Genomic DNA, 14,582 nt, shown 5'->3' on the forward strand with positions numbered 1-14,582 from the left:
GAGGGCTGTCGCCATGGGGCACTACAAGTCGAATCTCCGCGACATCGAGTTCAACCTCTTCGAGGTCCTCGGCCGCGACAAGCAGTACGGCGCCGGGCCGTTCGCAGAGATGGACGTCGACACCGCGAAGAGCATCCTCGACGAGGTGGCCAGGCTCGCGGAGAACGAGCTGGCCGAGTCCTATGCCGACGCCGACCGCAACCCGCCGGTCTTCGACCCGGAGACCAACACCGCACCCGTGCCGGACACGTTCAAGAAGTCCTACCTGGCCTTCATGGAGTCCGAGTACTGGCGGCTCGGCCTGCCCGAGGAGATCGGCGGCACCACCGCTCCCCGCTCCCTGATCTGGGCGTACGCGGAGCTGCTGCTCGGCGCGAACCCGGCGATCTGGATGTACTCGTCGGGTCCGGCGTTCGCCGGGATCCTCTTCGAGGAGGGCACCGAGGAGCAGAAGAAGATCGCGGAGATCGCGGTCGAGAAGCAGTGGGGCTCCACGATGGTCCTCACCGAGCCGGACGCCGGCTCGGACGTGGGCGCGGGCCGCACGAAGGCCGTGCAGCAGGACGACGGCTCCTGGCACATCGAGGGCGTGAAGCGCTTCATCACCTCGGGTGAGCACGACATGTCGGACAACATCATCCACTATGTGCTGGCCCGCCCCGAGGGCGCCGGCCCCGGCACCAAGGGCCTCTCGCTCTTCATGGTGCCGAAGTTCGAGTTCGACTGGACCACCGGCGAGCTGGGCGAGCGCAACGGCGTGTACGCGACGAACGTCGAGCACAAGATGGGCCTCAAGGCGTCCAACACCTGCGAGATGACGTTCGGCGACCGCCACCCGGCCAAGGGCTGGCTGATCGGTGACAAGCACGAGGGCATCCGCCAGATGTTCCGCATCATCGAGTTCGCCCGGATGATGGTCGGCACCAAGGCCATCGCGGCGCTCTCGACCGGCTACCTGAACGCCCTGGAGTACGCCAAGGAGCGTGTGCAGGGCCCCGACCTCGCGCAGTTCATGGACAAGACCGCGCCGAAGGTCACCATCACGCACCACCCCGACGTGCGCCGCTCGCTGATGACGCAGAAGGCGTACGCCGAGGGCATGCGCACCCTGGTCCTCTACACGGCCTCCGTCCAGGACGCGATCCAGGAGAAGGAGGCCGCGGGCGAGGACGCCAAGGCGCTGCACGGCCTCAACGACCTGCTGCTGCCGATCGTGAAGGGATACGGCTCGGAGAAGTCGTACGAGCAGCTGGCCCAGTCGCTCCAGACCTTCGGCGGCTCCGGCTACCTCCAGGAGTACCCGGTCGAGCAGTACATCCGGGACGCCAAGATCGACACCCTCTACGAGGGCACGACCGCGATCCAGGGCCAGGACTTCTTCTTCCGGAAGATCGTCCGCGACCAGGGCGCCGCGCTGAACACCCTCTCCGAGGAGATCAAGAAGTTCCTCGCGGCCGGCACCGGCGGCGATGAACTGTCCGGCGCCCGTGACCAGCTGTCCAAGGCCGCGGTGGACCTGGAGGCGATCGTCGGCGCGATGATCACCGACCTGACCTCGACCGGCGAGGACGTCAAGAACATCTACAAGGTGGGGCTCAACACCACCCGCCTGCTGCTGGCCTCGGGCGATGTCGTCGTGGCGTATCTGCTGCTCAAGGGCGCGGCGGTGGCCGCCGACAAGCTGCCGACCGCCTCCGCCAAGGACGTCGCCTTCTACCAGGGCAAGATCGCGGCCGCGAAGTTCTTCGCCGCCAACGTCCTGCCCGGCGTCAGCGCGCAGCGCGCCCTCGCCGAGACCGTCGACACCTCGCTGATGGACCTGGACGAGGCGGCCTTCTAGTCCCGGCTGGTCCCGGCGGCTGGTCCCGGCTGGTCCCGGACAGCAGCTGACGAGAAGCTCGGCCCGCTCACGGCGGCGTGGTCCCGGTCTCCGGGGCCGCGCCGCCGCTGTGCGTTCGGGCGTGCGGTCCGGCGTATGTCCCGGTGTGCGTTCCGGCGGGCGCCCCCGTGTGCGTTCCGGCGGGCGTCCGCTCCTGGCACGGGGGCCGCCGGGAGCGGGCAGCCGGGACGTTGAGCACATGGGCCAGGATCTCGCCCAGCAGCACGGGCTCCCTGGTGTCGGCACCGTATTCGACCATGCGCCGATAGTGGCACCCGGCACTGACAGTGGCCGCGATCCGTCCCACATGTCCCATGCGCCCGCCGGCCCCGCGGCCCCGTTCCGTTCCCGCGGGCGGGGCCGCCGTCACGGTCGTTATGGTGGCTGCCATGAGCACCTCCGTCCGCTTCGACCGCGGCCACACCGACGACCTGATGAGCTTCCTCACGGCCAGCCCTTCGCCCTACCACGCCGTGGCGAACGCCGCCGGGCGGCTGGAGAAGGCGGGCTTCAGGCAGGTGTCGGAGACCGACGCCTGGGACGCGTCCGCGGGCGGCAAGTACGTACTGCGGGGCGGCGCCATCATCGCCTGGTACGTGCCGGAGAACGCGTCGGCGCACACCCCGTTCCGAATCGTCGGCGCCCACACCGACTCCCCGAACCTGCGGGTGAAGCCCCTCCCGGACAGTGGCAGCGACGGCTGGCGCCAGGTGGCCGTCGAGGTCTACGGCGGCACCCTGCTCAACACCTGGCTCGACCGCGACCTGGGCCTCGCAGGACGGCTCACGCTGCGCGACGGCAGCCACCGGCTGGTCGACGTGGACCGGGCGCTGCTGCGCGTACCGCAGCTCGCCATCCACCTGGACCGCTCGGTGCACACCGAAGGGCTCAAGCTCGACAAGCAGCGCCACATGCAGCCGGTCTGGGGCCTCGGCGAGGTCCGCGAGGGCGACCTGATCCGGTTCGTCGCCGACGAGGCGGGCGTCGCGACCGACGACATCACCGGCTGGGACCTCATGGTGAGCCCCGTCGAGGCGCCCTCCTACCTGGGCCGCGACCGTGAGCTGCTGGCCGGCCCCCGGATGGACAACCTGCTCTCCGTGCACGCCGCCACCGCCGCGCTGGCCGCCGTCGCCTCATCGGGCGGGGAACTGACGCACATCCCGGTGATGGCCGCCTTCGACCACGAGGAGAACGGCTCCCAGTCCGACACCGGCGCCGACGGGCCGCTGCTCGGCACCGTCCTGGAGCGCTGCGTCCTGGCCCGCGGCGGTACGTACGAGGACCGGGCCCGCGCCCTCGCAGGATCGGTCTGTCTGTCGTCCGACACCGGGCACGCCGTGCACCCCAACTACAGCGAGCGCCACGACCCGACGCACCACCCGCGCGCCAACGGCGGGCCGATCCTCAAGGTCAACGTCAACATGCGGTACGCGACGGACGGCAGCGGACGGGCCGTGTTCGCCGACGCGTGCGAGAAGGCGGGGGTGCCCATGCAGCACTTCGTGTCGAACAACTCCATGCCGTGCGGCACGACCATCGGCCCGATCACCGCGGCCCGGCACGGCATCAGCACCGTGGACATCGGCGTCGCGATCCTCTCCATGCACAGCGCCCGCGAACTGTGCGGAGCCGACGACCCGTATCTGCTCGCCAACGCCCTGACGGCTTTCCTGGAGGGCTGAGCCGACCGGAGAACTCGCCTGCGCCGAACGCACGTTGATTGACCGTTCCGGTCCCGGGTACGCGCCCTGTACGGACCGGAACAGCCACAACGACTTCGGAGGCGAACACCGATGGGCCTAGGCGGCTGCATCCTTCTTCTCGTGGTGGGGGGCATCCTCACCTTCGCAACCGACTGGCACGTGAACGGCGTCAACCTGGACATGGTCGGCATCATCATGATGCTGGTCGGCGTGATCGGTATCGCGGTCTACACCAGCGTCCTGCGCCGTCGCCGCCCGACGATGCCCACCTCGACCACGGTCGTCGAGGACGACCACCACCACCTGGGCTGACGGCCGTCCGGCCGCCGCCGGGCAGCAGGGCGGTCAGCCGTCCATTCCCGCGAGCACCAGCGGCAGCCGGGCCGTCCCCTCGTCCGTCACGCGGACCGGGACGCCCCAGTCCTGCTGGTGCACATGGCAGGCCGGATATTCGTTGGCGGGGTCGTCGTCACAGGACGCGGCCATCGCCGACACATGGAGCACTCCCTCGGTGACCTCCGGGTTCAGCACCACGTCACGGAAGAGGTCGGTACCGGCCCCGTCCCCGTCCAGCAGCAGCTCGGGCGGGGTCGCGGAGACCAGCAGCCGGGTGGACGGCCCGTACCGGACGTCCAGCTTCTGGCCGGCCGGCGCCTGGAAGACGACGTCCACCCGGAGCTTGCCCGGCGCGACATCGGTGGCGGCCCGCTGCGTGCGGTGGGCGACGCTCTCCACCCGTACCGCCTCGTCGGGCAGCCGCAGCCGGGTCAGCCGGTGCCGCGCGGACTCCACCACCACGATGTCGTCCCCGACGAGCACCGCGTCGCTCGGCTCCCGCAAGTCGGTGGCCAGGGTGGTCACTTCACCGGTGGCCGGGTCGTAGCGGCGCAGCGCGTGGTTGTACGTGTCGGACACCGCGACCGAGCCGTCGGGCAGCGCCGTCACGCCCAACGGGTGCTGGAGCAGCGCCTGTTCGGCATCGCCGTCCCGGTGGCCGAAGTCGAAGAGCCCGGTGCCGACGGCGGTGTGCACGACGGCGCCCGCCGCGGTGCCTCCGTCGGCGTCCTGCTCGATCCAGCGCAGCGCGGACGTCTCGGAGTCGGCGATCCACAGCCGGTCCCCGGCGGCCGAGAGACCGGACGGCTGCGCGAACCACGCGTCGGCGGCCGGTCCGTCGACCAGCCCCTCGTTGGTGGTCCCGGCCGCCACCTCGACGGTGCCGGTCTCCGGGTCGTACGTCCACAGCTGGTGGACACCGGCCATGGCGATCCACAGCCGCCCGCCGAACCAGGCGAGGTCCCAGGGCGACGACAGCGCCACACCGAGAGCGGGGCCGCTGGTCGGCGACCCCTGCCACCACTGCTTCCCGGTCCCCGCGACCAGCTCGATCCGGCCGCTCTCCGGGTCGTACGTGCGGATCGCGTGGTGGACGGTGTCGGCGACCGCGACCTTCCCGCCGGGCAGCAGCGCGAGCCCCTGCGGCTCGTTGAAGACGCCGTCGCCGCCGATGCGCCGTACGACGGTCTCGCCGTCGGGCGCCAGCTCGACCAGCTGGTGGCGAGTGGTGTCGGACACCAGCAGATTGCCGCCGGGCAGGGCGATCACCTTGCCCGGGAAGCGCAGATCGGTGGCGACCGGCTCGGGCGCGACATACGGCCCGTCGCCGCGCCGCAGTGTGCCCTTGGCCGCGTGCTCGGCCTCCAGCTCGGTGACCAGCGTCTCGATGGCGTGGGCGTGGCCCTCGCCGGCGTGCTGGGCGACGACGTACCCCTCGGGGTCGATCACCACGAGCGTCGGCCAGGCCCGGACGGCGTACTGCTTCCAGGTGGCCAGCTCGGGGTCGTCCAGGACGGGGTGGTGCACGCCGTACCGCTCGACGGCGTCGACGACGGCCTGGTGCTCGGCCTCGTGCACGAACTTCGGGGAGTGCACCCCGATGATCACGACGGTGTCGCTGTGCTGCTGCTCCAGCTCGCGCAGCTCATCGAGGACGTGCAGGCAGTTGATGCAGCAGAAGGTCCAGAAATCCAGAACGACGATGCGTCCTCGCAGGTCGGCGAGGGTGTACTGCTGACCGCCTGTGTTCAGCCAGCCGCCCTTGCCGACAAGCTCGGGGGCACGGACACGGGCGCGACGGGGTGCGGGAGTCACATCGTTCATGCCGTCAAGGGTGCCACCCGGCCCCGTGTGGTCCGCGGCACGTCACCCGCGGGGCGGGGGCAGCGGGCGGCGGCTCTCCCCGCGGGCCCCTCTCATAGAAGTTTTGTTAGAGTTGCGGATGTGAGTGAACCGAGCAGGAGCGAGGCGGTCTACCCTCCGGGCGAGGGGCCGACGACATCCGTGTCCGTGTCCGTCCACGAGGGCACCATCTCCGCCGTCCGCGCCCGCGTCGGCAAGCGCGGGGTCTCCCCCTATATCGAGGCCGCCATACAGCGCCAGATCGAGCGGGACAGCCTCGCGGAGCTGATCGCGGCGAACGAGGAGATCCACGGCGAGCTGACGCCCGAGGAGATCGAGGCCGCCGAGCGCGAGATGTTCGGCTCCGCGCGGCCCGGCTCGGAACACGCCGCGTGAGCGGTACGTGGGTGCTGGACAGCCAGGCGCTGTCGCTCTACCTCCGCACGGACCGCACCATGACGGCCAGGCTCGCGGCGGCCCTGCGCCATGACGTCCGTGTGGTGACCAGCGCGGTGACGCTCGTCGAGGCCGACCCGCAGGGCGTGCACCGGGGCCGCATGGACTGGGCGTTGTCGCGGCTGACGGTGGAGCCGGTGACCAAGGAGACCGCCGCGCGGGCGGTCGGGCTGCTCAGGGAGGCGGGCAGCGGCGGCGGCCACAAGTACGCCCTGGACGCGATCGTCGCGGCCACCGCGCGGGCAGCGTCCGGGCCCGTCACCGTCCTGACGTCGGACGTGGACGACCTGGTGCCGCTGTGCGGCAAAGGCGTCACCGTGGTCAAGGTCTGACATTCTCCCGGGAGTTCACCCGGTCCTGTCCGCCCGGCCCTGATCCGGTACGCCGTCCGGCGGTAACGTCATCCGCATGAAATTCCTTGTGCGCGACCGAATTTTCGACATCGGCGACGACTACTGGATCGAGGACGAGAACGGCCACAAGGCGTATCTCGTCGACGGCAAGGTGATGCGCGTCCGCGACACCCTTGAGCTGAAGGATCTCGACGGGCGGGTGCTGATCACGCTCAAGGAGAAGCTGATCGCCATCAGCGACACGATGACCCTGAAGCGGGACGGCGAGGAGCTGGCCACCGTCAGGAAGAAGAAGCTGACCCTGCTGCACGACCACTACCGCGTGAAGCTGGTCGACGGCACCGAGCTTGAGGTCAGCGGGAACATCCTGGACCGCGAGTTCGCGGTCGAGTACGAGAACGAGCTGCTGGCCGACATCTCGAAGAAGTGGTTCAGCGTCCGTGACGCGTACGCCGTGAACGTGGTGCGTGAGGACTCCGACCCGGCGCTGATGATCGCCATCGCGGTCTCCGTGATCCACATGCACGAGAAGGAGCACGAGAAGGAGCACGAAGGCTGACGCGCGTGGACCGGGCAGCTCTCGTGTCCGGTTCCGTCGTCTGCCGTTGCCGCCGTTGCCGTCGCCACAGCGCAAGGCCGGGGCCCGTTGAGCGGGGGCCCCGGCCGGTGGTCGGACGTTGCGGCGGTCGGACTGTGCAGTGGCCGGGCCGTCAGACCGTGCGGCGCTTCAGTGTCCAGAAGGCGATGCCGACCGCCAGCGCGGTCAGGGCGATCAGGACGCCGCTCTCCAGGAGCTGGCGGGTCCAGAAGTCGTCGGACGGGAGGTAGGTGCGGGTGAAGCCGGTCACGTGGTGCTTGGCGAGGCAGGCCGCCTTGTCGTAGCACTCCGGGTCGGTGATCCGGGCGCCGGAGGACGTGATCGCCCGGCTGTGCACGGAGAGATCGGGCACCTGGAACGCGCGCTGGAAGGGCCACAGGCCGCTGCGGATGGCCGTGACCACGTACTGCAGGACGGCGGCGACGGCCATCGCGGGCAGCGTGCGGCGCAGCAGCAGTCCGCAGAGCGCGCCCAGGGCGAGGGCGAGGAGCGGGGCGAGCACCGTGGCGGGGCCGATGGAGAAGTACAGGTGGCGGGGGTCGTACCCGGCCCGCAGCAGATCACTGTGGGAGGACCACAGCAGCCGGTAGAGCAGGATCAGCAGACCGGTGCCCACGGTGGCGACGACAGCCGGGACGGCGAGCTTGGCGGCGAGCCAGCGGGCCGGGGACACCGACTGGGACCAGGCGAGCCTGGTGGTGCCGCTCTCCAGCTCACGGGCGATCAGCGGGCCCGCCGCGAAGAGAGCCACGCAGAAGGTGGCGAGGGTGATCAGCTTCGACGGGTCGTAGAAGAGGTCGTTGTACGTGGTGGAGAGGAAGACGTTGTGCACCGGGCCCTTCCAGGCTTCCAGCTGCACTCCGGCGTAGCCGAACTTGTCGAACGCCTTCTGCGTGGTGCTCGCGCCAGGCCCGGTCAGCCAGAGCAGCAGCCCCGCGGTGATGACCACGAACGCCGTCCAGATCCACAGCGCTGCCCGGTGCAGGCGCAGTTCGGCCCGGAGCAGGTCGAGCGGCGAGGGGCGGAGCGGGGGCGTGGGGGCGGGTTTGTCCAGGGATGCGGTGGCCATGAGATGTCCTTGTGAGCGGTGGCGGAACGGCGGTGGGGGGAACGGGAGTCGTCAGCAGGAGTCGTGAACGGCAGTCGTGACGGGAGTCGTGGTGTGCGCGGCCTGGGCGGTCAGGCCGCCGGTGTGGTGTCACCGCGCATGTCCGGGGTGAGGAACGCCGGGGACGACGGCGTACGGAGGTGGGCCAGCAGCAGCTCTTCCAGGGTGGGTGCCTGGGCCTGCCAGGTGTCGGCGAGCGGCCCCCGGGGCCGGATCAGGGCGGTGAGGCCGCGGCCGGTGGGGTGCGACTCGACGACCGTGTGCGGGGCCAGGTCGGCGCCCCGGCCGGTGACCACGGTGTGCGCGGCGATCAGCTCGTCGACGGAGCCGGCGAGGCGCACCCGGCCGTCGTCGATGAGCAGCAAGTGGTCGCAGGAGTAGGAGAGTTCGGAGACGATGTGCGAGGAGAGCACGATGCTGGTGCCGTTCTCGGCGGCGTCGGCCAGCAGCAGCCCCATCAGCTGCTGACGTGCCAGCGGGTCGAGCTCGGCCATCGGCTCGTCCAGCAGCAGCAGGTCGGGCCGCTTGCCCAGGGTGAGGGCGAGCGCCACCCGGGTGCGCTGGCCGCCGGAGAGACCGCGGATCCGGCGGCCGGGGTCGAGGTCGCCCTGTTCGACGATCCGGGCCGCGTAACCGGCGTCCCAGTGACCCGCGTTGAGGCGGGCGCCCAGGTCGAGGGTGTCGGCGACGGAGAGGTGCCCGTAGAGCGGCTGGTTCTGGTCCAGATAGCCGACCCGGTCGCGGTGGGTGCCGGTCGCGGCGCCCAGGACGCTGACGGTGCCGCTGTCCGGCGGCAGCAGTCCGGCGGCGATCCGCAGGAAGGTGGACTTGCCCGCACCGTTGGGGCCGACCAGCGCGCAGACACTGCCCGCCGGGATCCGGAAGGAGCAGTCCTCCAGGGCGAGGGCCGCGCGGCGGCCCCGCCCGTAGCGCTGGGTCAGTCCTGACGCCTCGATCACCGCCGGGGCACTGTTGGTGGTGCTCACTGATCCCCCTTCGGGAAGTGCTCGTCCAGGACCGAGGTCAGCAGCTCGGATGCGCTCTCCCGGCCGATACCTGCGGCGCGGGCCCGCAGGGCCCAGCCGTCCAGCTCCGCCCGCAGCGGCGAGTCGGCGCCCGCGCCGTCGAGCGCCTTGCGGATGAAGGTGCCGACCCCCCGCCGCGCCTCGACCAGTCCCGAGCGCTCCAGCTCGCGGTACGCCTTGAGCACGGTGTTCGGGTTGATGGCGGTGACTTCGACGACCTCACGCGCCGTGGGGAGCTTGTCCCCCGGTTCGAGCAGGCCCAGGCGCAGGGCCTGCTGGGTCTGCTGCACGATCTGCAGATAGGCGGGGATGCCGCTGTGCCGGTCGATGCGGTATTCGACGTGGTGATCGGCCACCGGCGCACCCTCTTTCACTAATTGACTAGTGAAACTTCGCACGGCGTCGTGCGACACGTCAAGTCCGTGGTGTGTGAGGAGCGACGCGTGGGCGGGGTGTGCGTCGCCGAGACGGCTCGGGCCCGGCCGGCCCCGGCCCCCGGCCCCCGGCCCCCGGCTCAGTGGCGCAGTGGCTCAGTGGCTCCTGGTCGCCTGGAGGTACGCCTGCGGCTGCTTCTCCTGCGGATCGGGTTCGCGTACCAGCTGGGCCCGTACGTCGAACCCGGCGTCGGTCAGCCATCCGGCGACCCGGTCCGGCGGCAGCCAGTGCACGTCGAGCGAGAGCTCGTGCCCGTAGCCGTGGTCGAGATGGCGGATCTCGTCCCCGGCCTTGAAGGCGAGCAGCAGCCGCCCGCCCGGCGCGAGCACCCGGTGGAACTCCGCGAACACCGAGGGCAGCAGCTCCGGCGGGAGATGGATGATCGAGTACCAGGCGACGAGGCCGGCGAGCGAGCCGTCCGCCAGGTCGATGGCGGTCATCGAGCCCACGTCGAAGCGCAGCCCCGGATACGTCCTGCGGGCCACGTCGACCATCCCCGGCGAGAGGTCGATGCCGAACGCGTCGGCGCCGAGACCGTCCAGATGGGCGGTCACCCGGCCGGGCCCGCAGCCGATGTCGGCCACCGGGCCGCCGCCGTCCGTCCGTATCTGGTCGGCGAACGCGGCCAGCATCGCCCGGTCGTAGGGGCTGTTCGCGAGGTGGTCGCGGACGATCTCCTCGTAGGCGACCGCGACGGTGTCGTAGGAGGCGCGGATGGTGCGCAGACAGCCGGGTTCGGTCATGGCGGTGCTCCGTGCTCCGTACGTCGTGGGTGGCGGGTGGCGGGTGGCCTGGCGGTCACCTCTGGCTGGTGACCGGTGGCCGGTACTCCTCGGGCGGCGCGGGCCTCAGCAGGGCGGGCCTCAGCGCCGTGGGCCTCAGCAGGGCGGGCCTCAGCGGGGCGGGGCCAGTCCGAGCCGCCGGTCCTTCAGGGCGGGGAACTGCTCGCGGGTCGTGGCGACGAGCCCCGGGTCCAGCTCGACGGTCAGGACCTCCTCGCCCGCGCCCGCCTCGGCGAGCACCTCGCCCCAGGGGTCGACCACGATGCTGTGCCCCGCCTGCTCCACGTCCGCGTGCGTACCGGCGGACCCGCAGGCCAGGACGTACGCCTGGTTCTCCACCGCGCGCGCCTGCGCGAGCAGCGTCCAGTGCGAGCGGCGGCGCTCCGGCCAGCCCGCGGGGACGACGAGCAGGCGGGCGCCCGCGTCGGTCAGGCCGCGGAACATTTCGGGGAAGCGGAGGTCGTAGCAGGTGGCCAGGCCGAGCGTGGTCTCCGGCAGGTCCACCGTCACCAGGGTGTCGCCCGCCCCCATCAGGACCGCCTCGCCCTTGTCGAAGCCGAAGCGGTGGATCTTGCGGTAGGCGGCGGCCCGTTCGCCGTCGGGCGTGAAGACCAGGGATGTGTTGTAGAGGGCGCCGTCGGGGTCCCGCTCCACGATCGAGCCCGCGTGCAGCCAGACCCCGGCGTCCTTGGCGGCCTGCGCCATCACCTCGTGCGTGGGGCCGTCCAGCGGTTCGGCCTCGGCCTCGAACGACCGGTACGCGAAGGCGCCCACGGGCCACAGTTCGGGCAGCACGACGAGATCCGCAGCCGACTGTTCCCGTACGAGACCGGCCACGCGCAAGCGGCGCGAACCGGGCGATTCCGCAGGATTCACTGCGATCTGAAGAAGAGAGGCGCGCACAGTACCACCGTCCTGGCATTCGGGCCGTCAACGCGGGCCTACGATCGTCACACGAAAGCACTGCCGGGGTGCCACTGGGCAGCGTACTGTGCCTTCCGGGGGGATGCCCCCAGACCCCCAGCAGTGCCTCGAAAACCAGCAGGTCTACGCCCGCCGTACCGCAGAACACCGCTCCGAGGGGTCCCGTGACAGTCCATCCAAGCCTTCAGACCTATGCCGACGCCTGGACCCACTCAGCAGAAGCCATATCCGAGCTGGTGAAGCCGCTCGTCGAAGGCGAGTGGAACCGCGGGACGCCGTGCCCCAACTGGTCGGTGCGCGACATCATCTCCCACATCATCGGCATGGAGAACGAGCAGCTCGGGGACCCGCGGCCGATCCACACCCTGCCCCGCGACCTCTTCCATGTGCAGACGGACCACCAGCGGTACATGGAGATGCAGGTCGATGTGCGCCGCCACCACACCTCGCCCGAGATGACCGCGGACCTGGAGTACACGATCATCCGGCGCTCGCGGCAGCTGCGGAACGAGACCCGGCAGCCGGACACCCTGGTGCGCGCGCCGCTCGGTACGGAGCAGACGCTGGAACTGGCGCTGCAGATGCGCGCGTTCGACGTCTGGGTGCATGAGCAGGATCTGCGCACCACCCTGGGCAAGCCGGGCAATCTGGACTCGCCGGGTGCCTATGTGGCCCGCGACACCCTGGTGCAGGCGCTGCCGAAGGTCGTCGCCAAGGAGGCGGGCGCGCCGCCGAACACCGCGGTCGTCTTCGACATCACCGGCGCCGTCGAGTTCATGCGGACGGTCCGGGTGAACGCCGAGGGGCGCGGTACGGTCGACGGCTCGCCGTCGCTGGGTCCCGCCGTGACGATCGCGATGGACTGGGAGACGTACTTCAGGCTGGCCTGCGGGCGGGTCAGGCTGTCCGCGGTGTCGGACGAGATCAAGGCCGAGGGCGACCAGGAACTGGCCGCCGCGATCCTCCAGTCGTTCGCCGTGACGCCGTGACACGGAGCCGTGACGCCGTGACGCGGCCCGGTGACGCCACGGTGCCGACGCCCTGACGCCGGCGCCTTGGTGACGTGACGCCGACGCCGTAACCCCCCGTCCCCTCCCGGGTTTACGCCGGTACGTGCACCGCCTCCACCCGGCTGGTCACCAGCCGCTCCCTCTCCCGGCGTGCGCTGCGCCGCCGCAGCCGCAGGATCTGCGTGACGCCCAGCGCCTCCAGGACGAACACGGAGCAGAAGGCGATCCGGTAGTTGTCGTCCGTCGCGTCCAGCAGGACCCCGACCGCGAGCAGCGTCGTCATCGACGCGACGAAGCCCCCCATGTTGACGATCCCGGACGCGGTGCCCTGGCGCTCCGGCGGGTTGGCGGGGCGCGCGAAGTCGAAGCCGATCATCGAGGCCGGGCCGCAGGCGCCGAGCACCGTGCACAGCGTCACCAGCAGCCACATCGGCGCGTGGTCGCCCGGGTAGGCGAGCGTGGTGGCCCAGAGCAGCGCGGTGGCGCCGACGGTGGACAGTGCGATCGGGGCGCGGGCGCCCTGGTGCCGGGCGATGATCTGCCCGTAGATCAGGCCGACGGCCATGTTCGAGAGCACGATCAGCGTCAGCAGTTCGCCCGCCGTGGCCCGGGACAGGCCCTGCGCCTCGACGAGGAACGGCATGCCCCACAGCAGCAGGAAGAACATCGCGGGGAACTGCGTGGTGAAGTGCACCCACATCCCGAGCCGGGTGCCGGGCTCCCGCCAGGCCGCCGCGATCTGCCGGCGCACCGACGCGGCGCCCGGGTGCGGCGCGGGCGGTGGCTCGAACCCTTCGGGGTGGTCCTTCAGGAACAGCAGCATCACGACGAGCACCAGCACCCCGGCGAGCGAGCTGCCCGCGAAGGTGGTGGTCCAGCCGAGGCCGTGCAGCGTACGGGAGATGACGATGGTCGAGACGAGGTTCCCGGCCATCCCGACGAGTCCGGCGAGCTGGGCGACCATCGGGCCGCGCCGGGCCGGGAACCAGCGGGTGCCGAGCCGCAGCACGCTGATGAAGGTCATGGCGTCACCGCAGCCGAGCAGCGCGCGGGAGGCGAGGGCCGTTCCGTACGTGGGGGAGAACGCGAAGCCGAGCTGCCCCAGCGTGAACAGCACCACCCCGAGCGTCAGCACCTTCTTGGTGCCGAGCCGGTCCACGAGCAGGCCGACGGGTATCTGCATCCCGGCGTAGACGAGCAGCTGGAGTATGGAGAACGTGGACAGGGCGGAGGCGTTGACGTGGAAGCGGTCGGCGGCGTCCAGACCGGCCACGCCCAGGCTGGTACGGAAGACGATCGCCACGAAGTAGACGGCGACGCCGATCGACCACACCGTGACCGCACGCCGCCCTCCCGGTGGATCGCCGGGCAGGACAGCGCTCATCGGTCTTCTCCCCGGGCCAGGTTCCGGATGCGGGTGACATGGCGGCGGACGACCGCGACGGCGTCGTCGGCGTTCCCGCCGCGCAGCGCCTCCAGGATCTCGCCGTGCTCGGCGAGGGTGGTGTTGGTGCGGTCGGGGTGCGCCTGGAGCACGGCGACCCCCATCCGCAGCTGCCGGTCGCGCAGCTGGTCGTAGAGGCGGGAGAGGATCTCGTTCCCCGCGCTGCGGACGATCTCCGCGTGGAAGCAGCGGTCACTGACGGCGGCCGCGGCCAGATCACCGGACTCCACCTGCGCGGTCTGCTCGGCCAGCAGCTCGGTCAGCCGCTCGATGAGCTGGGGCGCGGCGGGCACGGCCTTGCGCGCGGCGAACTCCTCGACCAGCAGCCGGGTCTCCACCACGTCGTGGATCTCCTGCGCGGAGACGGCGAGGACCAGGGCGCCCTTCTTCGGGTAGAGCTTGATGAGCCCCTCCACCTCCAGCTTGAGCAGCGCCTCCCGCACGGGCGTCCGCGAAACCCCCACGGCCTCGGCCAGCTCCCCCTCGGTGAGCAGCGTCCCGCCCTCGTAGCGACGGTCGAGTACGGCCTGTTTGACGTGGGCGTAGACACGGTCGGCTGCGGGGGGCTGTTTCAGCGGGGCGACTGGCATGCGCACAGCATAGATACAACAGGGATGCGTCGGGAGAGCCGTCCGCATGCCGGGACGGGGTGCCCGGGCTCGGGCCCGGGCACCGCATCAGGCC

16 protein-coding genes are annotated in these 14,582 nt (G+C 71.0%); 7 read left to right on the plus strand and 9 right to left on the minus strand.

Features of this window, described 5'->3' with window-relative positions; all coding sequences use genetic code 11:
• Positions 1–13: 13 nt before the first annotated feature.
• Entirely contained in the window at positions 14–1,840 is a 1,827-nt protein-coding gene (locus OG510_RS17850) for an acyl-CoA dehydrogenase (protein ID WP_406142437.1), read from the plus strand.
• 67 nt (positions 1,841–1,907) lie between these two features.
• Here OG510_RS17850 and OG510_RS17855 read toward each other — a convergent pair whose 3' ends face one another.
• Positions 1,908–2,138: a hypothetical protein gene (locus OG510_RS17855; RefSeq protein ID WP_406137988.1), complete on the minus strand. Its 231-nt coding sequence runs from the start codon at positions 2,136–2,138 to the stop codon at positions 1,908–1,910.
• 130 nt (positions 2,139–2,268) lie between these two features.
• Here OG510_RS17855 and OG510_RS17860 point away from each other — a divergent pair, with 130 nt between their 5' ends.
• Together OG510_RS17860 and OG510_RS17865 are read left to right on the plus strand one after the other, a co-directional pair.
• On the plus strand, positions 2,269–3,564 hold the full coding sequence (locus OG510_RS17860; RefSeq protein WP_406137989.1) for a M18 family aminopeptidase: 1,296 nt from the start codon (positions 2,269–2,271) through the stop codon (positions 3,562–3,564).
• A gap of 111 nt (positions 3,565–3,675) precedes the next feature.
• Positions 3,676–3,897: a DUF6458 family protein gene (locus OG510_RS17865; RefSeq protein ID WP_164264703.1), complete on the plus strand. Its 222-nt coding sequence runs from the start codon at positions 3,676–3,678 to the stop codon at positions 3,895–3,897.
• Between the two features lie 33 nt (positions 3,898–3,930).
• On the opposite strand, the gene OG510_RS17870 is transcribed toward OG510_RS17865, so the two are convergent.
• Positions 3,931–5,745, minus strand: coding sequence for an NHL domain-containing thioredoxin family protein (locus OG510_RS17870; protein ID WP_406137990.1), 1,815 nt, complete (start codon positions 5,743–5,745; stop codon positions 3,931–3,933).
• Between the two features lie 120 nt (positions 5,746–5,865).
• Here OG510_RS17870 and OG510_RS17875 point away from each other — a divergent pair, with 120 nt between their 5' ends.
• The 3 genes from OG510_RS17875 to OG510_RS17885 all read left to right on the plus strand — a co-directional run bounded on the left by OG510_RS17875 (position 5,866) and on the right by OG510_RS17885 (position 7,131).
• Positions 5,866–6,159 (plus strand): hypothetical protein, encoded by a 294-nt coding sequence (locus OG510_RS17875; RefSeq protein WP_406137992.1) that lies wholly within the window; start codon positions 5,866–5,868, stop codon positions 6,157–6,159.
• Positions 6,156–6,551 (plus strand): DNA-binding protein, encoded by a 396-nt coding sequence (locus OG510_RS17880; RefSeq protein WP_406137993.1) that lies wholly within the window; start codon positions 6,156–6,158, stop codon positions 6,549–6,551. Before OG510_RS17875 ends, OG510_RS17880 begins: the two co-directional genes overlap by 4 nt.
• A 76-nt stretch (positions 6,552–6,627) precedes the next feature.
• Positions 6,628–7,131 (plus strand): LURP-one-related/scramblase family protein, encoded by a 504-nt coding sequence (locus OG510_RS17885; RefSeq protein WP_406137994.1) that lies wholly within the window; start codon positions 6,628–6,630, stop codon positions 7,129–7,131.
• 151 nt (positions 7,132–7,282) lie between these two features.
• On the opposite strand, the gene OG510_RS17890 is transcribed toward OG510_RS17885, so the two are convergent.
• The 5 genes from OG510_RS17890 to OG510_RS17910 form a co-directional block, all read right to left on the minus strand.
• Complete coding sequence (locus OG510_RS17890; RefSeq protein ID WP_406137995.1) at positions 7,283–8,239, minus strand: hypothetical protein; 957 nt, start codon at positions 8,237–8,239, stop codon at positions 7,283–7,285.
• Positions 8,240–8,349: 110 nt separating this feature from the next.
• Positions 8,350–9,264 carry an ABC transporter ATP-binding protein gene (locus OG510_RS17895; protein ID WP_406137997.1) on the minus strand — a complete coding sequence of 305 codons (915 nt, stop codon included), beginning with the start codon at positions 9,262–9,264 and terminating at the stop codon, positions 8,350–8,352.
• Positions 9,261–9,659 (minus strand): GntR family transcriptional regulator, encoded by a 399-nt coding sequence (locus OG510_RS17900; RefSeq protein ID WP_164264708.1) that lies wholly within the window; start codon positions 9,657–9,659, stop codon positions 9,261–9,263. Before OG510_RS17900 ends, OG510_RS17895 begins: the two co-directional genes overlap by 4 nt.
• 174 nt (positions 9,660–9,833) lie before the next feature.
• On the minus strand, positions 9,834–10,481 hold the full coding sequence (locus OG510_RS17905; RefSeq protein ID WP_406137999.1) for a class I SAM-dependent DNA methyltransferase: 648 nt from the start codon (positions 10,479–10,481) through the stop codon (positions 9,834–9,836).
• A gap of 150 nt (positions 10,482–10,631) precedes the next feature.
• Entirely contained in the window at positions 10,632–11,423 is a 792-nt protein-coding gene (locus OG510_RS17910; protein WP_406138000.1) for a carbon-nitrogen family hydrolase, read from the minus strand.
• 185 nt (positions 11,424–11,608) lie between these two features.
• Here OG510_RS17910 and OG510_RS17915 point away from each other — a divergent pair, with 185 nt between their 5' ends.
• Positions 11,609–12,433, plus strand: a complete 825-nt coding sequence (locus OG510_RS17915; RefSeq protein ID WP_164264711.1) for a maleylpyruvate isomerase family mycothiol-dependent enzyme — start codon at positions 11,609–11,611, stop codon at positions 12,431–12,433.
• Between the two features lie 112 nt (positions 12,434–12,545).
• On the opposite strand, the gene OG510_RS17920 is transcribed toward OG510_RS17915, so the two are convergent.
• Complete coding sequence (locus OG510_RS17920) at positions 12,546–13,838, minus strand: nitrate/nitrite transporter (RefSeq protein ID WP_406138001.1); 1,293 nt, start codon at positions 13,836–13,838, stop codon at positions 12,546–12,548.
• Positions 13,835–14,488, minus strand: a complete 654-nt coding sequence (locus OG510_RS17925; RefSeq protein ID WP_406138003.1) for a GntR family transcriptional regulator — start codon at positions 14,486–14,488, stop codon at positions 13,835–13,837. Before OG510_RS17925 ends, OG510_RS17920 begins: the two co-directional genes overlap by 4 nt.
• Between the last annotated feature and the right edge of the window lie 94 nt (positions 14,489–14,582).

The organism is Streptomyces sp. NBC_01089 (assembly GCF_045162975.1).
GTDB lineage: Bacteria > Actinomycetota > Actinomycetes > Streptomycetales > Streptomycetaceae > Streptomyces.